19 protein-coding genes and 1 pseudogene are annotated in these 19,648 nt (G+C 70.3%); 8 read left to right on the forward strand and 12 right to left on the reverse strand.

Annotated elements, in window-relative coordinates:
- Positions 1 to 36 precede the first annotated feature (36 nt).
- Positions 37 to 786 carry a class I SAM-dependent methyltransferase gene (locus P3T39_RS00405; protein WP_348534289.1) on the reverse strand — a complete coding sequence of 250 codons (750 nt, stop codon included), beginning with the start codon at positions 784 to 786 and terminating at the stop codon, positions 37 to 39.
- A 560-nt stretch (positions 787 to 1,346) separates the two neighbouring features.
- Positions 1,347 to 4,319: an AfsR/SARP family transcriptional regulator gene (locus tag P3T39_RS00410; protein ID WP_280695176.1), complete on the reverse strand. Its 2,973-nt coding sequence runs from the start codon at positions 4,317 to 4,319 to the stop codon at positions 1,347 to 1,349.
- 214 nt (positions 4,320 to 4,533) lie between these two features.
- Between P3T39_RS00410 and P3T39_RS00415 the strand changes: the two genes are divergently transcribed.
- A complete protein-coding gene (locus tag P3T39_RS00415; protein ID WP_280695177.1) occupies positions 4,534 to 4,758 on the forward strand; it encodes a hypothetical protein in 225 nt (74 codons plus the stop codon).
- Positions 4,759 to 4,913: 155 nt separating this feature from the next.
- Here the strand turns inward: P3T39_RS00415 and P3T39_RS00420 are convergent, their stop codons facing one another.
- Positions 4,914 to 6,605 (reverse strand): fumarate hydratase, encoded by a 1,692-nt coding sequence (locus P3T39_RS00420; protein WP_280695178.1) that lies wholly within the window; start codon positions 6,603 to 6,605, stop codon positions 4,914 to 4,916.
- Positions 6,606 to 6,772: 167 nt separating this feature from the next.
- Between P3T39_RS00420 and P3T39_RS00425 the strand changes: the two genes are divergently transcribed.
- Together P3T39_RS00425 and P3T39_RS00430 are read left to right on the forward strand one after the other, a co-directional pair.
- On the forward strand, positions 6,773 to 7,549 hold the full coding sequence (locus tag P3T39_RS00425; RefSeq protein WP_280695179.1) for a DUF1707 domain-containing protein: 777 nt from the start codon (positions 6,773 to 6,775) through the stop codon (positions 7,547 to 7,549).
- A gap of 330 nt (positions 7,550 to 7,879) precedes the next feature.
- Positions 7,880 to 8,287, forward strand: a complete 408-nt coding sequence (locus P3T39_RS00430) for a WhiB family transcriptional regulator (RefSeq protein ID WP_280695180.1) — start codon at positions 7,880 to 7,882, stop codon at positions 8,285 to 8,287.
- Between the two features lie 75 nt (positions 8,288 to 8,362).
- Here P3T39_RS00430 and glpX read toward each other — a convergent pair whose 3' ends face one another.
- Positions 8,363 to 9,421 carry a class II fructose-bisphosphatase gene (gene glpX, locus P3T39_RS00435; RefSeq protein ID WP_280695181.1) on the reverse strand — a complete coding sequence of 353 codons (1,059 nt, stop codon included), beginning with the start codon at positions 9,419 to 9,421 and terminating at the stop codon, positions 8,363 to 8,365.
- 234 nt (positions 9,422 to 9,655) lie between these two features.
- On the opposite strand from glpX, the gene P3T39_RS00440 reads away from it, so the two are divergent.
- Positions 9,656 to 10,159 (forward strand): DUF4245 domain-containing protein, encoded by a 504-nt coding sequence (locus tag P3T39_RS00440; RefSeq protein ID WP_280695182.1) that lies wholly within the window; start codon positions 9,656 to 9,658, stop codon positions 10,157 to 10,159.
- Between the two features lie 93 nt (positions 10,160 to 10,252).
- Here the strand turns inward: P3T39_RS00440 and P3T39_RS00445 are convergent, their stop codons facing one another.
- From P3T39_RS00445 to P3T39_RS00460, 4 genes and pseudogenes are all read right to left on the reverse strand, one after another.
- Positions 10,253 to 10,864 (reverse strand): malonic semialdehyde reductase, encoded by a 612-nt coding sequence (locus P3T39_RS00445; RefSeq protein WP_280695183.1) that lies wholly within the window; start codon positions 10,862 to 10,864, stop codon positions 10,253 to 10,255.
- Between the two features lie 142 nt (positions 10,865 to 11,006).
- The gene (locus P3T39_RS00450) at positions 11,007 to 11,261 is read right to left on the reverse strand and encodes an exodeoxyribonuclease VII small subunit (protein WP_280695184.1); all 255 of its coding nucleotides are present in this window, start codon (positions 11,259 to 11,261) and stop codon (positions 11,007 to 11,009) included.
- A gap of 164 nt (positions 11,262 to 11,425) precedes the next feature.
- Entirely contained in the window at positions 11,426 to 12,637 is a 1,212-nt protein-coding gene (gene xseA, locus P3T39_RS00455; RefSeq protein ID WP_280695185.1) for an exodeoxyribonuclease VII large subunit, read from the reverse strand.
- A 112-nt stretch (positions 12,638 to 12,749) separates the two neighbouring features.
- Positions 12,750 to 13,378, reverse strand: a pseudogene (locus P3T39_RS00460) (amino acid permease); the annotation flags it as partial.
- Positions 13,379 to 13,491: 113 nt separating this feature from the next.
- On the opposite strand from P3T39_RS00460, the gene P3T39_RS00465 reads away from it, so the two are divergent.
- Positions 13,492 to 14,475 (forward strand): 4-hydroxy-3-methylbut-2-enyl diphosphate reductase, encoded by a 984-nt coding sequence (locus P3T39_RS00465; RefSeq protein ID WP_280695186.1) that lies wholly within the window; start codon positions 13,492 to 13,494, stop codon positions 14,473 to 14,475.
- Between the two features lie 143 nt (positions 14,476 to 14,618).
- The gene (ppgK, locus tag P3T39_RS00470) at positions 14,619 to 15,362 is read left to right on the forward strand and encodes a polyphosphate--glucose phosphotransferase (protein ID WP_280695187.1); all 744 of its coding nucleotides are present in this window, start codon (positions 14,619 to 14,621) and stop codon (positions 15,360 to 15,362) included.
- A gap of 183 nt (positions 15,363 to 15,545) precedes the next feature.
- On the opposite strand, the gene P3T39_RS00475 is transcribed toward ppgK, so the two are convergent.
- A complete protein-coding gene (locus P3T39_RS00475) occupies positions 15,546 to 16,148 on the reverse strand; it encodes a DUF6542 domain-containing protein (RefSeq protein WP_280695188.1) in 603 nt (200 codons plus the stop codon).
- Positions 16,149 to 16,296: 148 nt separating this feature from the next.
- On the opposite strand from P3T39_RS00475, the gene P3T39_RS00480 reads away from it, so the two are divergent.
- Together P3T39_RS00480 and ychF are read left to right on the forward strand one after the other, a co-directional pair.
- Positions 16,297 to 16,689, forward strand: coding sequence for a glyoxalase (locus P3T39_RS00480; RefSeq protein WP_280695189.1), 393 nt, complete (start codon positions 16,297 to 16,299; stop codon positions 16,687 to 16,689).
- 88 nt (positions 16,690 to 16,777) lie between these two features.
- A complete protein-coding gene (ychF, locus tag P3T39_RS00485) occupies positions 16,778 to 17,851 on the forward strand; it encodes a redox-regulated ATPase YchF (protein ID WP_280695190.1) in 1,074 nt (357 codons plus the stop codon).
- A 107-nt stretch (positions 17,852 to 17,958) separates the two neighbouring features.
- Here ychF and P3T39_RS37485 read toward each other — a convergent pair whose 3' ends face one another.
- Genes P3T39_RS37485 through P3T39_RS00495 form a run of 3 tightly spaced genes read right to left on the reverse strand, consistent with a single transcriptional unit; the run spans position 17,959 to position 19,599 of the window.
- Positions 17,959 to 18,255, reverse strand: coding sequence for a tyrosine-type recombinase/integrase (locus tag P3T39_RS37485; protein ID WP_348534290.1), 297 nt, complete (start codon positions 18,253 to 18,255; stop codon positions 17,959 to 17,961).
- Positions 18,256 to 18,282: 27 nt separating this feature from the next.
- Positions 18,283 to 19,080 carry a site-specific integrase gene (locus P3T39_RS37490; RefSeq protein WP_348534291.1) on the reverse strand — a complete coding sequence of 266 codons (798 nt, stop codon included), beginning with the start codon at positions 19,078 to 19,080 and terminating at the stop codon, positions 18,283 to 18,285.
- Between the two features lie 21 nt (positions 19,081 to 19,101).
- Positions 19,102 to 19,599, reverse strand: coding sequence for a helix-turn-helix transcriptional regulator (locus P3T39_RS00495; protein ID WP_280695191.1), 498 nt, complete (start codon positions 19,597 to 19,599; stop codon positions 19,102 to 19,104).
- Between the last annotated feature and the right edge of the window lie 49 nt (positions 19,600 to 19,648).

Raw genomic sequence — 19,648 nt, forward strand, 5'->3', positions numbered from 1 at the left:
GGCCGTCAGCGGCCGGCCGTCCGTCGGCCCGCGTCGCTAGCCCGTCCGGCGACAGCGCAGGAACAGTTGCTCCTCCGGGGGCAGTGCGGTGTTCGCCGGGGCGTACGGATGGCCGGAGTGCGACTCGACCGCGAAACCGGCCCCGGCGAGCGTCTGCTCCAGCTCCTCGCGCAGGTAGCCGCTGATCCTTATCTCGTGGCCCAGGAAGGGCAGTGGCGCGTAGTCGAGATCGGCCTCCACCATGCCGAGCGCCAGCAGGCCGCCGGGCCGCAGCAGTTCGCGGATCCGGCGCAGGGTCACCGGTATCTCGTCCTGCGGCAGCAGGATCAGCGAGAAGAAGGCCGTGGCGGCGGCGAAGGTGCCGGCCGCCTGCCATCCCAACTCCGGTACGCCCCAGGCGTCCACGGCGCGCTCGGTGCCCAGGTCGTACATGTCCATCCGGTGGTACGCGGCCGCCGGGGCCGTCCGCCGGGCCAGGGTGAGCATGCCGTCGGAGAGGTCGACTCCGGTGACGCTCAGACCGCCGCCGGTCAGCTGGCGGATCGTCGGATCGCCGGTGCCGCAGCCGATGTCGAGGACGGGCGCGCCGGGCTCCAGCTCGGCCAGCAGCCACTCCCCGCACTCCAGTTGACCGGACTTGGCGGGGAATGCCTCGCCGTAGCGGGCGCCGATGGTGTCGAAGGCGACCGCTTGCAGGGCACGTTCGGTGCGGCGTCGGCAGGCATGCTGGTCGGCGGAGGCGGGCCCCTGGCCCCGGGCGGGATCGGATATCTGTCCGGTCGTCACGATTTCGAGGCACCTTTCCACCCTGGCCGCCGTTCGGACGTGCCACCGACGGCCCTCCTCGGCCCCCGGTCCCGCCGTCCGCTGCGGTCCGCCACGCTCCCGCGTCACTGTGCTGCCTGCTGCCTTGCTGGTTCCCGTGTCCCGTTGCCCGCTCTCGCGCTTCCCGCCGTGCCGAGCTCCCCGCTCGGCCCCCTGCCCCGTCCGCGCCGATCCCCACAGTGCTTCGGACACACTGCACTGGCCTCCGAGGATAGGCGTGATCACTCGGCCATGGGATCCCTTTCCGGCCAACTCGTGGTCGCCCAGACGAATTTGGCCGGGATCGTGGGAGCACATCGGGGCAGGAGGGGGTGGTGCGGCCAGCTGTCCCGCGCCGCGTGGCCTCCCCCTGCCATGGCCTCTGACCTGCACAAACGCGCTGTCATGGGGCGTTTATTGAACGTCAATCGGCATCTGACAGAGTTCTATCAGCGCCGGGGAAGCGTCAAGGCGTTCCCGCAGCCGGGGGGCTGCGGGAACGCCGACGCACGGGGGGACGACCTTCTGTCGGGGGACGGGGGTCACGGCGCCACGGGGGGTGCGGAGGGCTCGGTGTGCTGCTGCTCGATGAGGTCCTGCAGGGGGAGGGCCTCAGGCACACCGAGCCGCGTGAAGATCGAGTGCGCCTCCTGGAGGCAAGCCAGTCCACGCGCAGGCTGGCCCAACTCCAGGAGCGCCTCGCCGAGTGCCGCGTTCGCCAGCCCCTGGCAGTAGGCCGCATCCAGCTCCTGCGCGATGGCCAGCGCCTCCTCGGCTGCCTCGGCGGCCTCGGGGAACTGGCTCTCCGCCAGCAGGCAGGGTGCCAGCCGGGCGAGCGAGTAGCCCTCCCAGATCCGGCGCTGCACCGCCTGGTACAGCTGGTGCGCCTCCCGCAGCCGTGCCGCCGCCTCGCCGGCCGAACCGGTGGAGCGCAGCACGACACCGAGTTGGTAGAGCGTGTCCGCCAGACAGGGTGCATTGCCCGAAACGCGGGCCGCCTCCACGGCAGCCTGCGCCGAGACCGCAGCCTCTTCCTGCTGCCCGAGGTCGGCATGGGCGCGGGCCATATTGCCCAACAGCCGGGCCTCACTGATCGTCGCCCCGAGACTGCGACTGATCACCCGAGCCTCTTCGAAGAACGGCAGCGCCTCGGCGGGGCGATCGGCCAGACTCAGCACCACGCCCAGCAGGTTGGCTGCGTTGACTCGCAGTTGGGTCTGATCGTCCTTGCCCTGGCACTCCAGGCTGCGGCGGAACGAGACCTCCGCATCGTGGTACTCGCCGGCGACATGCTGAAGAAAGCCACGGGCAAGCTGGATCCGAGCGAGAGCCGCGTCGTCCGCGTTCGATCTGGCATGGGTGTCGGCAACGTCCAGGGCCACCCGTATCCGCTGCCCGTGGGTCGGATCCTCGACCAGGCCGTTCAGCACGATCAGCAGATCCACGGCGGGCCGCAGCAGCTCCAGGTGCTCCTGGACCGCGGCTTCGACACTGCTGAGCACCAGGGCCAGTTCCGACCGCAGCCAGTCCCTGGCGGCGTCGCTGTCCGCGAAGGACAGGCCCGACGAGACCGGCTTGTGGAGCGGCTCCGTCAGCATGTCGTCGGGCTCGATCGCCTGCGCGGCGTTTCGCATGGTCGCAAGCAGTGCGTCCAGCAGCCGGAGCAGCGCGGCATGCTGGGCGGCGGTGTCCTTGAGCCGCTCGTTCTGGCGCTGGGCGAACAGCCGGAGCAGGTCGTGGTACCGGTAGCGGCCGGGTGTGAAGCACTCCAGCATGTTGGCCTCGACCAGCGCCTCCGCCAGCGCCTCCGCCTCGTCCTCGCCGGTTCCCAGCAGGTCCGCGACGGCGGTCAGCGGAAGGTCGGGCGAATCGACCAGCGAGAGCAGCCGGAAGGCACGGGCCTCCTCCGTCTTCAGCTGTCCGTAGCCGAGGCCGATCGTGGTCTCCACGGCCAGGTTTCCGAGCTGCAGCTCACTCAGCCGCCGTCGCTGGTCCGCTAACCGACGGGCCAGATCGGAGACGCTCCAGCGCGGGCGGCTGGCCAGCCGCGCGGCAGCGATACGAACGGCCAGCGGCAGGAATCCGCAGGCCGTGACGACGGCGAGGGCCGCTTCGGGTTCGGCCGCCACGCGCTGCTCACCGACGATGGCGGAGAACAGTGCCAGGGCTTCCTCCGGTGTCAGCTCCTCGACGTCCACCAGGTGGGCTCCGGGCAGTTCGGCCAGCCTGGAACGGCTGGTCACCAGGACGGCGCTGCTGGAGATGCCGGGGATCAGCGGCCTGAGCTGCTGGGCGTCCCTGGCGTTGTCGAGCAGGATGAGCATCCGCCGGTCGGCGAGCAGCGACCGGTACAGCGCGGCACGCTGCTCAAGAGTGTCGGGGGTCTCGGAGGCCCCCAGCGCATAGAGGAAGTCGCCCAGCACCACGGCGGGGTCGGCCGGCGAAGCGCCGGCGCCGCGCAGGTCGGTGTACAACTGCCCGTCAGGGAACTCCGATCGCAGACGGTGGGCGACATGGACGGCGAGGGTGGTCTTCCCGACCCCGCCGATCCCGGCCAGCGAGGTGACGACGACGGCCTGCCCGGAGCCGCTTCCCAGGACGTTCTTGAGTTCGTCGACGAGATCGGAACGGCCGCTGAAGTCGGACACGTCGGCCGGAAGTTGTGCGGGTGGGACGAATGCCGCCGCCTCGTCGGCGACGCTCGCCCGGACGAACAAGGCGGGCGCCGGCATCAGGGTGGGGTCGCCGGCCAGGATCCGGGTGTGCACCGACCCCAGGCCGGACCCCGGCTCGACCCCGAGTTCCTCGATCAGCAGCTTGCGGGTGTCGGTGTAGACGCCCAGCGCCTCCGCCTGACGGCCGCAGCGGTACAGGGCGAGCATCAGCAGCTCACGGAGCCGTTCCCGCAGCGGATGCTCGGCGGCGAGCGAGCTCAGCTCGGCCACGGTCTCCGCGTGGAGCCCGATCTCCAGGGCTGCCGCACAGCGCTCCTCGGCCGTGGTGATCTGACGCTCGGCCAGGCGCATCCGCTGCGCCTCCGCGTACGGTCCGGGGATTCCGGCCAAGGCGCGCCCGCTCCACAGGGAGAGGGCGGAGACGAGGAGACGGTGAGACTCGCGGAAGTCACCGCTGGACTTGGCGGTGACCGCAGCGGCATATTCACCTTCAAACGCCGCCAGGTCGAGCGCCTCGGGGGGGATCCGCAGCGCATAACCGTCGCTCACCGATACCAGCACCTCAGCGGGGGTGCGCACCTCACGATGGGGTTCGATTACCGTTCGGAGCCGCGACACATAGGTGCGAAGTGCGGCCACCGCCTGTGGCGGAGGCCGGTCCCCCCAGAGTCCGTCGACCAGATCCTGGGTGCTCACCGGTCGGCCGTGGTTGAGCAGCAGGGCGACCAGAACGGCCTGCTGCTGGGGCGAGCCGAGTGAGAGGGGCTGTTCCTCGCGCCATGCCTGGACGGGGCCGAGCACCTGGAAGCGCAGCGCGTGCGGCTTCTCCTGAAGCTCCATATGATCCCCCGATGGCATTGGTGGTGCTTCCCGAGCGTCACGCTCCACGGTCTCGCGTGAGGCGCCAGCTTATGAGGAAGCGGGCAAACGTTGGAGAAGAAGACGAGCCTCGGGGTGTTTATAAGACATTTACCGAACACTACGATACTGGGCTCGCGCCTTGACTCTCCGGTCGGGCCGAAGTGACCTGATGACCCGAAAGGCGGCTCGATCCATGGCCGACACCAACACCACCGCTGCACCGGCCGAGACGCCGGTGGTGCCCCAGCAGCCCGCGCCCACCGAGCACGCGCTCCCGGCCGTCGACGCCCAGCCCATTCTCGACGTCCTCAACGGGCTGAACGACAGCGCCCCCGAGACCGAGCCTGCCCCTGACGCTCAGCAGCCCAAGAAGGACGGCGGCTTCGAGCCGCTCGGGACGGTTATCAACCGCCCGTAACGTACGACGTCTGTGCCCTGCCCGCCAAGGTGGCGATGCAGGGCACTTCGCGTTTCCGGCAGAGGTGCCGGGTCGCGCTTCCCGCGACCCGGCAACCTTGCAGCCGAGCCGTCCCGCCCGGCTCCCGGGGGAACCGGGCGGGACGGCTCGAAGCGTCACTCGGCCGAGCGCACCCGGAGGTTGGTGATCAGCGGGCCGTCGGTGACCTCGGCGAAGAAGTCGTTGCCCTTGTCGTCGACGACGATGAAGGCCGGAAAGTCCTCGACCTCGATGCGCCAGACGGCCTCCATGCCGAGCTCGGCGTACTCCAGGACCTCGACCTTCTTGATGCAGTCCTGGGCGAGCCGGGCCGCCGGGCCGCCGATGGAGCCGAGGTAGAAACCGCCGTGCTTGGCACAGGCGTTGGTGACCTGCTTGGAGCGGTTGCCCTTGGCGAGCATGACCATCGAACCGCCCGCCGCCTGGAACTGGTCGACGTAGGAGTCCATGCGTCCGGCCGTGGTCGGGCCGAAGGAGCCGGAGGCGTAGCCCTCGGGGGTCTTGGCGGGGCCGGCGTAGTAGACCGGGTGGTCCTGCATGTACTGGGGCATGCCCTCGCCCGCGTCCAGCCGTTCCTTGATCTTGGCGTGCGCGATGTCGCGGGCCACGACCAGGGTGCCGCTGAGCGAAAGGCGGGTCTTGACGGGGTACTTGGACAGTTGCGTCCGGATCTCGGACATCGGCTGGTTCAGGTCCACCCGGACGACCGAGTCGTCCCCCGCGGCGGAGCCGCTGACCAGAAGGGCTTCGTCGGTGGTGTCCGGCAGGTACTTGGCCGGGTCGGTCTCCAGCTGCTCCAGGAAGATGCCCTCGGCTGTGATCTTGCCGAGCGCCTGGCGGTCGGCCGAGCAGGAGACGGCCATCGCGACGGGAAGCGAGGCGCCGTGCCGGGGCAGGCGGATCACGCGGACGTCGTGGCAGAAGTACTTGCCGCCGAACTGGGCGCCGATGCCGATCTTCTGGGTCAGCTCGGTGACCTTCTGCTCCAGCTCCAGGTCACGGAAGCCGTGGCCGGTCTTGGCGTCACCCGAGGTAGGCAGGTTGTCCAGGTAGTGCGCCGAGGCGTACTTGGCGGTCTTGAGCGCGAACTCCGCGCTGGTGCCGCCGACGACGATCGCCAGGTGGTACGGCGGGCAGGCGGCCGTGCCCAGCGAACGGATCTTCTGCTCCAGGAAGGTCAGCATCGACGACTCGTTGAGAATCGCCTTGGTCTCCTGGTACAGGTACGACTTGTTGGCGCTGCCGCCGCCCTTGGCCATGAACAGGAACTTGTACGCGTCGCCGTCGGTCGCGTAGAGCTCGATCTGGGCGGGCAGGTTGTTGCCGGTGTTCTTCTCGTCCCACATGGTGACCGGAGCCATCTGGGAGTACCGCAGGTTGAGCTTGGTGTACGCGTCGTAGACGCCGCGTGCGACGGCGGCCTCGTCGGACCCCGCCGTCAGCACGTTCTGGCCGCGCTTGCCCATGACGATCGCGGTACCGGTGTCCTGGCACATCGGCAGGATGCCGCCGGCCGAGATGTTGACGTTCTTCAGCAGGTCCAGCGCCACGAAGCGGTCGTTGGGGCTGGCCTCGGGGTCGTCCAGGATGCGGCGCAGCTGGGCGAGGTGCGCGGGCCGGAGGTAGTGCGAGATGTCGTGCATCGCCTCGGCGGTGAGCAGCCGCAGGGCCTCCGGCTCGACCTGAAGGAAGGTACGGCCCCCGGCCTCGAAGGTGCTGACACCCTCGGAGGTCAGCTTGCGGTACGGAGTCGGGTCCGTACCGAGCGGGAGGAGGTCGGAGTAGGCGAACTCTGGCGTGGGAGCCATGGGGAGGTCCTTAACTGATCCGGCTGCGACGACGAAGCACCCTCAAGGGTAGGTGGCGGCCGGGGGCTCGGTGCGGGCAGGTGAGCCTGCGTGACGGGGGTCACGCCGATCCGTCGGCTCGTGGTGAACTGCCGTTCGGCCGGGGAGTGGATGGCTAGTCTTGGGCTGTGGACAACTCGCCGTCATCGCAGGACGACCAGGGCCAGCAGCCCGTACCCATGACCAAGTCCGAGCAGTCACCGGTGTCGCAGGCCGCGCAGGCACCGGTGCCCGCTCCGAAGCCGGCTGCGCCCGACACCGCTCCCGTCGCCGAGGCCGATCTGCGGGCCTCGGACGCCGACCGCGAGCGGATCGCCGAGATCCTGCGCGACGCGTACGCGGAGGGGCGGCTCACGATGGAGGAGCACTCCGAGCGGATCGAGGCCGCGTACGCTGCCAGGACTTTCGGTGAACTCGTCCCGCTGACCCGGGATCTGCCCGCGCACCGCCCGATCTCGATGGAGAAGCCCCCGCTGCACCAGCCGGCCCCCGCGCCCGCCCAGGCGCCCAGGCCGCCGGCCCGGCAGGAGGCGCCGACGATGGTGGCGGTCTTCGGCGGCGCCGAGCGCAAGGGCCGTTGGCGGGTGGGGGCCCACCTGCGCGCGGTGGCCGTGTTCGGCGGGGTGGACATCGACCTCACCGACGCGGTGTTCGAGTCGCCCGAGGTGGTCATCGAGGTGACCGCGATCTTCGGCGGGGTGGACATCAAGGTGCCGGAGAACGTGAGCCTGCACGGTGGCGGTGTCGGCATCTTCGGCGGCTTCTCGGTACAGGAGCAGACGGCGGCCGACCCGTACGCGCCGGTGGTCAGGGTGAAGGGCGCGGCGATCTTCGGCGGCTGCGACGCCAAGCCGCGCCGGGGCAAGAAGCTCCGCGAGTGGGTCCGCAGGCAGCTGGAGCTCTGAGCCCTCGCCGCCCGAACACCCGCACTGGCCCGGGCAGTTGCACACGTCCGGACCGGTGTCGCTGTTTCCGGGCCCCGGCGCGGGGCTCACGCACCGTCAACCAGCCGCCCGGCACTTGCCCCTGGGGTGAGTGCAGTCCGTAGTCGGTCGGGTGCGGTGTGCATGAACCGGGATACCGCGGGGTAGTTCCTCCCGCACATCGTTTCTTGTACGGCTGTGACCCCGGGGGCGACAGACGCCGAACTGGCCGAGGCCCGACGGGGTGAGGACGGGGCAGCCGGCAGTGATGCGAGCCTTCCCCCGAGTCTCGAAACCTCGTAGGAGTAAGCCGTGCTGCATCCGATCGAGTCCAGCGCCCGTACCGCTGTCGTGGTGGTGGGGCGACACAGTCCCGCCGGCCCGGTCGGCGCCGGGACGCAGCAGCTCGACCGCCCCGAGGACAGTCCCTGGCACACCGGCGCGGCCTGCCGCCGCGACGAGGCCGGACTGTTCTTCGCACCCTCGAAGGAGCCCACCGCGGCCCGGCTGTCCCGGGAGGAGCAGGCCAAGCAGGTCTGTGCCCGCTGCCCGGTGCTGCTGGAGTGCCGGGAGCACGCACTCGCCCAGCCGGAGCCCTACGGGGTGTGGGGCGGGCTGACGGCGGCCGAACGGCGTGTGGTGCTGGCCCGGCGGCGCCGCCGCGAGGGCGAGCTGCGCGACGCCCGCAGGGTGGGCGAACCCAGGCGGATAGCGGGGTGAACGGCCTGCGGCCTCGGGGATCCTTCCCCGAGGCCGCAGAGCGTTCGGCCGACGGCTGCCGGCCGGACTTCGCCGTCAGTTGGCCCGGTCGAAGTCGATCGCGCTGTAGGCCCGCAGCTTCGAGAGCTTGTGGACCGAGTCGATCTGGCGGATCGTGCCGCTCTTGGAGCGCATCACCAGCGAGCTGGTGGTGGCGGTCTCCTGGCGGTAGTGGACACCGCGCAGCAGCTCGCCGTCGGTGATACCGGTGGCGACGAAGAAGACGTTCTCGCCGCTGACCAGGTCGTCGGTGGTGAGTACGCGGTCGAGGTCGTGCCCGGCGTCCAGGGCCTTCTGGCGCTCGGCCTCGTCCTTGGGCCACAGTCGGCCCTGGATGACACCGCCCATGCACTTCATCGCGCAGGCCGCGATGATGCCCTCGGGGGTGCCGCCGACGCCCATCAGCAGGTCGATGCCGGTGCCCTCGCGGGCGGCCATGATGGCGCCGGCCACGTCGCCGTCCGAGATGAACTTGATCCGGGCGCCCGCCTCGCGGATCTCCTGGGCCAGCTTCTCGTGGCGCGGGCGGTCCAGCAGGACCACCGTGACGTCCTCGACCGCGCTGCCCTTGGCCTTGGCGACCCGGCGGATGTTCACGGCGGCCGGGGCGGTGATGTCGACGAAGTCGGCGGCCTCGGGGCCGGCCACCAGCTTGTCCATGTAGAAGACGGCGCTCGGGTCGAACATGGTGCCGCGGTCGGCCACGGCCAGCACCGCGACGGCGTTGTTCATCCCCTTGGCGGTGAGCGTCGTGCCGTCCACCGGGTCCACGGCGACGTCGCACTCGGCGCCGGTGCCGTCGCCGACCCGCTCGCCGTTGTAGAGCATCGGGGCCTCGTCCTTCTCGCCCTCGCCGATGACGACAACGCCGTTCATCGAGACGGTGGAGACGAGGGCGCGCATGGCCTTCACGGCGGCGCCGTCGGCGCCGTTCTTGTCGCCTCGGCCGACCCAGCGGCCGGCCGCCATGGCGGCGGCCTCGGTGACACGGACGAGTTCAAGGGCGAGGTTCCGGTCCGGAGCCTCGGGGGCGACCTCAAGTGATCGGGGAAGAGTGTGCGGCCTGTGTTCGTTTGCAAAGGCATGCGTGGTCATCGTCGTTACCTCTCTGTACGCGACGGCCAGTAAGCGCCCGACTACTTGCCTGGTCGAACGCCGTGATGAGGGTGTTGCGATCGTATCTGGCCATGAGATGACTGTCTGTGGCGCGTCCCGCCGCTACCTGCGACTCCGGGTGGTTTTGAGCCGTTTCAGCCCTCCGTGCGGACCCCGGGTGCAGGCGTCGGGACACCGATGGGTCACCATGAGGGGGTGGCAGGGAACAGCAGCATGAGAGGCCGCCAGACGGTACGGGACATGATCCTGTCGATGGCGGGCGTCGGTGTCGTGGTCGCGGTGGGATACGCCTTCCTCCCGCACGATGCCGGTGACGGCGTGCACGTGGTGGACTACCGGTCCTCGCTGGCCTCGGCGAAGCGGGCCGCGCCGTACCCGCTGCTGGGTCCCGAGGGCCTCTCCGACAAGTGGCGGGCCACATCGGTGGAGTACCGCAAGGACACCAAGGGCAACGCCGTCTGGCACCTGGGCTTTGTGACCCCGTCCGGCCAGTACGCCGCCGTGGAGCAGAGCAACGGCGGCCGGGACGAGGTCATCGCGTCCGCGGTCCTGGACGGGAAGCCGGACGGTTCCGCCACGGTCGCCGGTCAGGAGTGGGAACGCTACCAGGGCAGCCGGTACCGCGGGCTGACCGTGCAGACCGGCAGTGCGACCACGGTCGTCACCGGCAGTGCCTCCTACCAGGAGCTCTCGCAGCTCGCACAGTCGCTGAAGTAGCGCCCGGGGCAATGTCCCCCGTACTGCGCAGAAGGCCCCCGGCTGTCACAGCCGGGGGCCTTCTGCGCAGTACGGGGACGCCGGAGCCCCGTGTCAGACGGTGGTGACGACCTGGTCGTACTCCAGGCGCGGGCTGCGCGGGAACCAGGCGTTCTCGCCCGGCTTGCCGATGTTGACCACGGCCAGCACCGAGTGGTCGCCGTCGGGGAAGAACTCCTTGTTCAGGGCCGCGGCGTCGTAACCGGTCATCGGGCCGGCGGCCAGGCCGGCGGCGCGGACGCCGATGATGAAGTACGCGGCCTGGAGGGCGCCGTTGAGCGTGGCGGAGGACTCACGGACCGGACGCTCCGAGAAGAACATGTCCTTGGCCTGCGGGAAGTGCGGCAGCTGGGACGGCAGCTCCTCGTGGAACTCGTTGTCCTGGGCCAGGATCGCCACCAGCGGGGCGGCGGCGGTCTTGGCCTGGTTGCCCTCGGCCAGGTGCTGCACCAGGCGCTCGCGGCTCTCGGCGGTGCGGACCAGGACGATGCGCAGCGGCTGCTGGTTGAAGGCGGTCGGGCCGAACTTGACCAGCTCGTAGATGGCCTTGACCAGCTCGTCGCTGACCGGCTCGTCGGAGAACGTGTTGGCGGTGCGGGCCTCGCGGAAGAGGAGGTCCTGCGCGGCGGCGTCGAGCACCAGGGCGTCGTTGGCTGCGGTCGTCATGCTTCTACACCTTTAGCTGGAAACGAAAGCGTCGGGGCGGCAGTACTGCCGCTCGCCTGGTCCAACGGTATGTGAATATTCAACTATTCCGCAAGCTGCCAGTGATGCGGGTCACGTTCCTCCGATCGTGCTCAGGCCCGGCTCACGCCTCCTCGCCGTCGGCACCCTCCTCGGCCGCCAGCGCCGCGTCCAGCCGGGCCCGGGCGCCGTCCAGCCAGCGCTGGCAGACCTTCGCCAGCTGCTCGCCGCGCTCCCACAGCGCCAGTGACTCCTCCAGCGGAACACCGCCGGTCTCCAGCTGCCGCACCACCTCCAGCAGCGCGTCCCTGGCCTGCTCGTACCCCAGGCTGTCGTCGGTGCCGCTGTTCCCCCGGCCTGCCGTCTGCTGATCTGCCATGGCGCCAGCGTAGGGGCTGCCGCCGACAATCCGGCCAAGCCGAACGGGGCGAGCCGGCCCGGACGCGCGGACGTACAACCGAGTGCCCGGCCACGCACTGCCTCAGGGGCGCATGGCTGGGCGGTCGGGTCTCCCACGGTGAGGATGCGCCGTGGGGCAGGGCCTCAGTTCTCCTCGACCCTGACCGCGAAGGTGCCCTCGGCGACCCGGGCGTGCAGCTGCTCCCCCGCCGTGACCTGCGCCGAGTCGGTGACCACGTGCCCGTCGGCCCGTTGCAGCACGGCGTAGCCGCGCTCCAGCGTGGCCAGCGGCGAGAGTGCCACGACCCGGGCGAGGGTGTGGCCGAGGTCGGACTCCGCCGCGTCCAGCCGGTGGCCGAGGCAGCGCCGGGTCCGGCCGAGCAGCGCGGCCACCTCGTCGGCGGGGCCGTCCACCAGCCGGTGCGGCGCGGCCAGCACGGGACGGCTGCGGACGCTCGCCAGGCCGGCCAGCTCGCGCTCGACCCGCCCGAAGACCTGCCGCCTGGCGCGGTCCCGCAGCTGGTGCACCTTGGCCAGCTCCTCGCCGACGTCAGGAACGATCCGCTTGGCGGCGTCCGTCGGAGTGGAGGCCCGCAGATCGGCGACGAAGTCGAGCAGCGGCTGGTCCGGCTCGTGCCCGATCGCGCTCACCACGGGCGTACGGGCGGCGGCGACCGTGCGCACCAACTCCTCGTCGGAGAAGGGCAGTAGGTCCTCGACGCTGCCGCCGCCCCGGGCGACGACGATCACGTCCACCTCGGGGTGCGCGTCCAACTCCCTTACCGCGGCCGACACCTGGGCCACCGCGTTCACGCCCTGAACCGGTACGTTCCGAACCTCGAAGCGGACCGCGGGCCAGCGCCGCCGCGCGTTCTCCAGGACGTCCCGCTCGGCGGCCGAACCGCGCCCGGTCACCAGGCCGATGCAGTGCGGCAGGAACGGCAGACGCTGCTTGCGCTCGGGCGCGAACAGTCCCTCGGCCGCGAGTTTCCGCTTGAGGTGCTCAAGGCGGGCGAGCAGCTCGCCCAGCCCCATCAGCCGGATCTCGGAGGCCCGCAGCGAGAGGGTGCCGCGCGCCGCGTACCACTCGGGCTTGGCGTGCACGACGACCCGTGAGCCCTCCTGGACGTCCTCGGCGACCCGGTCGAAGACGGAGCGGAAGCAGGTGACGGTCAGTGAGATGTCCCGCTCGGGATCACGCAGTGTCAGGAACACCACCCCCGCGCCGGGACGCCGGCTGAGCTGGGTGATCTGTCCCTCCACCCACACCTCGCCGAGCCGGTCGATCCAGCCCCCGATCAGCGCGGAGACCTTGCCGACCGGGATGGGCGCCTCGGGAGAACTGGTGTTGGCCATGCGTACGAGGCTATCCCCGGCGGCCGACAGCGGTGCCCTGGGCGGCGAGCACCGGCAGGCCCGCCACCAGCCAGGCCCCGCCGACCACCTGGGCGGTACGGGAGGCCTCGACCAGCACCGCGACGATCACCGCGATGCCGAGCAGCGCCGTCAGTGAGAAGGAGCCCACGCCGGTCAGCGGTGACCACCAGTCCCGGTGCGCCCCGTCGCGGACCAGCACCACCACCGCCGAGACCGCGAACACCAGCAGCACCGCGACCTCCATCGCAAGCACCGCGAAGCCGAGCGCCGCCGTCCGCACGCCGGCCAGGTTCAGCCCGGTGGTCACCAGCACCGCCAGCAGCGTCCACACCCATCGGGACACCCCGGGCACCAGCGAGTTCATCGCGATCCCGGAGAAGAGGTACGCCACGGCCGGAATCAGCAGGTAGTCCAGCATCGTCATCCACCCGGCGACGAAGCCCGGCCCCTCGCCCAGGCCGGCCCGCGCATAGGCGAACACCGAACCGGCCTGCGGTACGGCGCGGACCGTCTGCGCGTACGAGAAGGCGGTGAACCCCATCGCGACCGTGGCCGCGAGATACACCGACGCCACCGCGCCGTGGCTCTTGGCGTCCAGCACCCCGAACACCCCGACCGGAGCATCGGGGCAATGAACAGCAGGCCGTAGACCATCAGATCGCGCACACCCAGGCTGCGGCGCAGATCGCCCGACTCGACTCGCCCGCTCATTCTGCTCATCGGAGCACCGTCCTCCCCACCGGCGGCGGAGGCCACGCGGGCAGCGCGGCACGGCCCGTTCCGCCGCCGTTGCGTATATGTTCCGTCCGGACGGGCGAGGGTCGGCCCGTACCATGGGTGCCATGTCCAACACTGCTCAGCGCCGCGTCCTGCTCGCCGCCCCCCGGGGTTACTGCGCGGGTGTCGACCGCGCCGTGATCGCCGTGGAGAAGGCCCTGGAGCAGTACGGGGCGCCGATCTACGTCCGCAAGCAGATCGTGCACAACAAGTACGTCGTGCAGACCCTGGAGAAGCAGGGCGCGATCTTCGTCGACGAGACGGAGGAGGTGCCCGAGGGCTCGATCGTGGTCTTCTCGGCGCACGGTGTGGCCCCCGCGGTGCACGACGAGGCGAGGGCGGGCAAGCTCGCCACCATCGACGCCACCTGCCCCCTGGTGACCAAGGTCCACAAGGAGGCCGTCCGGTTCGCGGACGAGGACTACGACATCCTGCTGGTGGGCCACGAGGGCCACGAGGAGGTCATCGGCACGATGGGCGAGGCCCCGGACCGGATCCACCTGGTGGACGGCGCCGAGGACGTGGCCAACGTGCAGGTCCGCGACGAGTCCAAGGTCGTCTGGCTCTCCCAGACCACCCTCTCGGTGGACGAGACCATGGCCACCGTCGGCGAGCTGAAGAAGCGCTTCCCGCTGCTGGTCAGCCCGCCCAGCGACGACATCTGCTACGCCACCCAGAACCGTCAGGTCGCCGTCAAGCAGATGGCCCCCGAGACGGATCTGCTGATCGTGGTCGGCTCCAAGAACTCCTCCAACTCCGTCCGCCTGGTCGAGGTCGGCCTGGAGTACGGCGCCAAGGCGGCCCACCTGGTCGACTTCGCCGAGGAGATCGACGAGACCTGGCTGGAGGGCGTCACCACGGTCGGTCTGACCAGCGGCGCCTCGGTGCCGGAGATCCTGGTCGAGGGTGTCCTGACCTTCCTCGCCGAGCGCGGCTACGCCGACGTGGAGACCGTCAAGACCGCCGAGGAGCACCTGATCTTCTCGCTGCCCAAGGAGCTGCGCCGCGACCTGCGCGCCGAGGCGGCCGGCAAGCTCTGAGCACTGCCACCGATGCCCGGGAACTCGACGGTTCCCGGGCATCGTGGCGTCCGGGCCCGGGTATCAGCAGGCGGGCACGGCCTGACGCCCGTACGTTTGTGCACAGGCTGTGGACAAGTCGACCAGCTGACGGAGGCGCGGGGATGACGACGGTATTCGGTGTGGACATCGGCGGCTCGGGCATCAAGGGCGCGCCCGTCGATCTGGCGCGCGGCGAGCTCGCCGAGGAGCGCTACAAGGTCCTGACACCGCACCCGGCCTCGCCGGAGGCCGTGGCGAGCGCCGTCTGCGAGGTGGTCCGCCACTTCGGCCACCAGGGCCCGGTCGGGCTCACCTTCCCCGCCGTGGTGGTCGGCGGGCACACCCGCACCGCCGCCAACGTCGACCAGGGCTGGGTCGGCCTGGACGCCCAGGAGCTCTTCCGTCAGGCTCTCGATCTCCCCACCGTCGTGCTCAACGACGCCGACGCGGCCGGTCTCGCCGAGATCACCTACGGCGCCGGACGCGACCAGGGCGGGGTGGTGCTCGTCCTCACCTTCGGGACGGGTATCGGCAGCGGCCTCTTCGTGGACGGCGTCCTGGTGCCCAACACCGAGCTCGGCCACCTGGAGCTGCGCGGCAAGGACGCCGAACGCCGGGCCTCCGCGGCGGCCCGCGAGCGGCACGATCTCAGCTGGGCCGAGTGGGCGGTCCGGGTGGACGAGTACCTCGATCTGGTGGAGCGGCTCTTCTCCCCGCAGCTGATCGTCATCGGCGGCGGCGTCAGCCGCAAGCACGAGAAGTTCCTGCCACTGCTGAAGCAGCGCGAGGCAGCGGTCGTACCGGCGCGGCTGCGCAACGACGCGGGCATCGTCGGCGCGGCCATGGCCGCCGCCAAGGCAGGCTGAATCCTCAGCCCCGCACCACAGGGCGGCCAATGGAGCAGCTTCTGGGGGCGCGAGGAACTGCGCGAGAAACCATGCACCTTCGTAGAGGGCTGGTCGCGCAGTTCCTCGCGCCCCTGGTGGTGCATGGCTGATCGGGTACCCGCGCACCCGCGCGGTGCACGGCCGGCGGTGTGCCCAAGATCCTCAGCCGTTGACCCGGCCGCGGCGGAGGCGGCGCTGCGCCACGAACCGGGCGGCCACGATCACCCCGGCGAGACCCGTGCCGGAGAACAGCCAGGTGGCTCGCAGCGCCAGCCCGCTCGCCAGCGCCACCACCTGTCCCGTCACCCCGGGTGCGGCGACCGGTCCGAAGAGCAGCAGCGCCACGGCGAAGGCGATCGGCCCGCTGATCGGTGCGGCGGCCAGGTCGGCGAACCGCACCCGTACGGCCAGCTGGAAGCAGACCACCAGGTAGCCGATGCCGAACAGCACGCCGAGCCCGTCGAACAGGGCCCGGTCCACTGCGGCGAGCAGGACCGTCCCGGCCAGTGCCACCACCCCGGTGCCGATGGCCGTCAGCCGGGCGGGCCGCCCGCTTCGCGGCCGTTCCCGGGCGCCGAAGTGGAGCGGCAGTCGCAGCCGCGCCTTCGGCGGGACCGGACGGACACCGGCGGCCGTGCGCGGCCGGGACGGCCGCAACCGGGAGTCGGGGGGTCCGGCGGGCCCCGGTACGGCGGCCTCGGCGGCGGTACCGGCTGGCGGTCGCCGTCTGGGCCCTGGCGGCTGGGTACGGATGCTCTGCTCCACCCACCCAACGTACGGTCCGATCATCGCCACACTGTGTAATGCCCGCGTTTGGCCCTTGCCCGTGTCCCGGGCCGGAGTAGTCTCGGGCCCGGTCCGTACGGAAATGACAACAGGTCACGGGGCCACAGGGGTCGGAGGGGGAGACACCATGTCCGCTGCCGGGGAGAGCTTTTCGTTCGAGCGCCTGCACCACGTCCAGTTGGACATCCCGGCGGGTGCGGAAGACCTGTGCCGGGAGTTCTGGGCGGGGGTGCTGGGGATGACCGAGGTGGAGAAGCCCCCGGTGCTCGCGGCACGTGGCGGCTGCTGGTTCCGCGGCGGCGGACTCGAGGTGCACCTGGGGGTGGTGCCGGAGTTCGCCCCGGCGCGCAAGTCCCACCCGGGCATCCTGGTCCGTTCGCTGGACGAGCTGGCCGCCCGGCTCAGGACGCACGGTCACCCGGTGGTCTGGGACGACAACTTCCCCGGCTACCGGCGTTTCCACTCCGCGGACAAGCTGGGCAACCGGCTGGAGTTCCTGGAGCCCTCGGCCGAGGTCTGAGCCCGACCCGCTCACGCCTGGCCTTTAGACTGGGGGATCGGCCCCTCTGGTGCCGCTCCACTCCTCCAAGCCCACGGGACTGCGCTTCATGTCGCTCACGATCGGAATCGTCGGCCTGCCCAACGTCGGCAAGTCGACTCTTTTCAACGCCCTGACCAAGAACGACGTGCTGGCGGCCAACTACCCGTTCGCCACCATCGAGCCCAACGTCGGCGTCGTCGGTGTCCCGGATGCCCGGCTGGCCAAGCTGGCCGAGATCTTCGGCTCGCAGCGGATCCTCCCGGCGACCGTGGACTTCGTGGACATCGCGGGCATCGTGCGCGGCGCGAGCGAGGGTGAGGGCCTGGGCAACAAGTTCCTCGCCAACATCCGCGAGTCGGACGCGATCTGCCAGGTCGTCCGGGCCTTCACCGACCCGGACGTGGTCCACGTGGACGGGAAGGTCTCGCCCAAGGACGACATCGAGACCATCCACACCGAGCTGATCCTGGCGGACCTCCAGACCATCGAGAAGGTGCTGCCGCGCCTCCAGAAGGAGGCCCGCCTCAAGAAGGACACGGCGCCCGTGCTGGCCGCGACCGAAGCGGCGCAGGCGATCCTGGAGACCGGCAAGACCCTCTTCGAGGCGGGCTTCGACACCACCCTGGTCCGCGAGCTGCACCTGCTCACCGCGAAGCCGTTCCTCTATGTCTTCAACGTGGACGAGGCCGAGCTGGCCGACGAGGAGTTCAAGGACGCCCAGCGCGCCCTGGTCGCCCCCGCCGAGGCGATCTTCCTCAACGCCAAGATCGAGTCCGAGCTGATCGAGCTGGAGGACGACGAGGCCCTCGAACTCCTCCAGTCCATGGGCCAGGACGAGCCCGGTCTCGCGACCCTCGGCCGGGTCGGCTTCGACACCCTCGGCCTGCAGACCTACCTGACCGCCGGTCCCAAGGAAACCCGCGCCTGGACCATCAAGAAGGGCGCCACGGCCCCCGAGGCGGCCGGTGTGATCCACACCGACTTCCAGAAGGGCTTCATCAAGGCCGAGGTCATCTCCTTCGCCGACCTGGTCGAGACCGGCTCCATCGCCGAGGCCCGCGCCAAGGGCAAGGCCCGCATCGAGGGCAAGGAGTACGTCATGCAGGACGGCGACGTGGTGGAGTTCCGCTTCAACGTCTAATCGACTGGCGGAAAGGCCGTCTGACCTGCGGCGGAGCGGGTTGGGCGGCCTTGCGGTCCGCATGGGGTCCGCAAGCGTGCCAACCTCAGCCAACGCACCGGGCTCGGTTACGCCGCTTCAGTGGTCGGTAGATCGCCCTGGTGCGGACCGCCGTCGGCGTAAGCCTTGTCGACGGCGGCCCGGGTCCGCTCCTCGGAGTCGGGCCAGAGGTGCGTGTAGATGTTCAGCGTCATGGCCGCGTTGGTGTGGCCAAGTCGCTCGGAGACGGTCTTCACCGACTCGCCGTGCTTGATCAGCAGGCTGGCGTAGTGATGCCGCAGGGCATGTGGGCCGGTGCCCTTCGATATGCCGGCCTTCTCGCAGGCGGTCCGCCATGAGCCGTCCATGAAGTGGGTGTAGACCACCGGACCGCCTTGGGGAGCGGTGAAGAGCTAGCCCTCCGGGGCGTTGACGGGGAAGTCCCGCAGGTGCGCCTTGAGAGCGTCGACCGCGATCCTCGGCAAAGGCACGGTGCGATACGAGCGCGCGGTCTTCGGCGGCCCGACGTACACCCCGTGCTTCGCTGCCTGCTGGATCTGTTGCTCCACCGAGACCGTCGCATGCAGCAGATCGACGTGCCGGAGCTGGAGCCCGAAGAGTTCACCCGGACGAAGTCCGGTGGCAGCGCCCAGCAGGACCAGACCCCTGTAGCGGGCAGGGATCTCCGCTGCCAGACGGCGGACCTGATTCACCGGCAGCGGCACGATCCGCTTGCGGGGCACCGACGGCAACTTCGCGTCCTCGCAAGGGTTGTGAGGGATCATGCGGTCGCGGACAGCCGCCCGGAAGACCGCGTTGACCGTGTTGAAGACGGTCCGCGTTGTGCTTGCCGCGAGGTTGTGGGTGGTCGAGAGGCCGGTCACCCAGCTCTGAACATCGCCCGGCTTTATGGCCCCCAGCGCTCGCTTCTCCCAGGCTGGGTACACGTAGCACCGGAGATGCTGGGCGACAGCCTTGGCCGTCGAGGGCCGGTGGGGCTGACGGGTGCGCCACTCCTCGGCGTAGTCCTTGAACGGCTTCTTGGTCGACCGGGGGTCCACGTACTGGCCGGTGACCAGGCTGGCCGTGACTTCGTCGAGCCACCGCTGGGCGTCGATCTTGCGGTCGAAGTGACGGGCGTGTTCCTTGCCGTCGAGGTCGCGGTACCGGGCGCGCCACTTGTTGTTGGGGCGCTTCTGGATATTCGCCAAGTTGGTTTCCTCCTCTGGTAGTTAGTAGTAGCCGCCGCTCTCGATGTACTCGGTGAGGGCGCGGGCATCGCGTTCCTCGCCCATGAGGCGGAGGCATTGCTCGTGGATGCCCGTCGAGCTGTCGGGATGGGCTGCGATGTAGTCGGCGATGGCGACGACGGCGTGGTGCAGGCGGTCCTGCGCATCGCGGGCCTCGTAGAACGCTTCGACGGCCTCCTGGACGACGCGTCTCCCCTCGATGTCGACGCCCTCTAGTGGCGGCGACATGAGCTCCTCCAACGGCAGCTCGAAGACGCGAGCGAAGCCGAGGGCCTCGTCCAAGGTGATCTTGCGGCGGGGATTTCCGTTCTCGATACGCCAGACCGCCGTCTGGTTCATCGGGACGCCGGCCTTGGTCATCCGCGCGGCCAGCTCGGTGGTGCTCCACCCTCTGACCTCACGTTCCAACGCGACGCGCGCCGCCGCGTTGCCTTCGCTGTACAACAGTGGCGCTTCGCCCCTGCCCGGCTCTCCGGACATGCAGCCCTCCATCGTGTCTCGTGGCTATCCCGATTGAAGCACATCCTTT

Source organism: Kitasatospora sp. GP82 (genome assembly GCF_029892105.1).
Taxonomy (GTDB): Bacteria; Actinomycetota; Actinomycetes; order Streptomycetales; family Streptomycetaceae; genus Kitasatospora.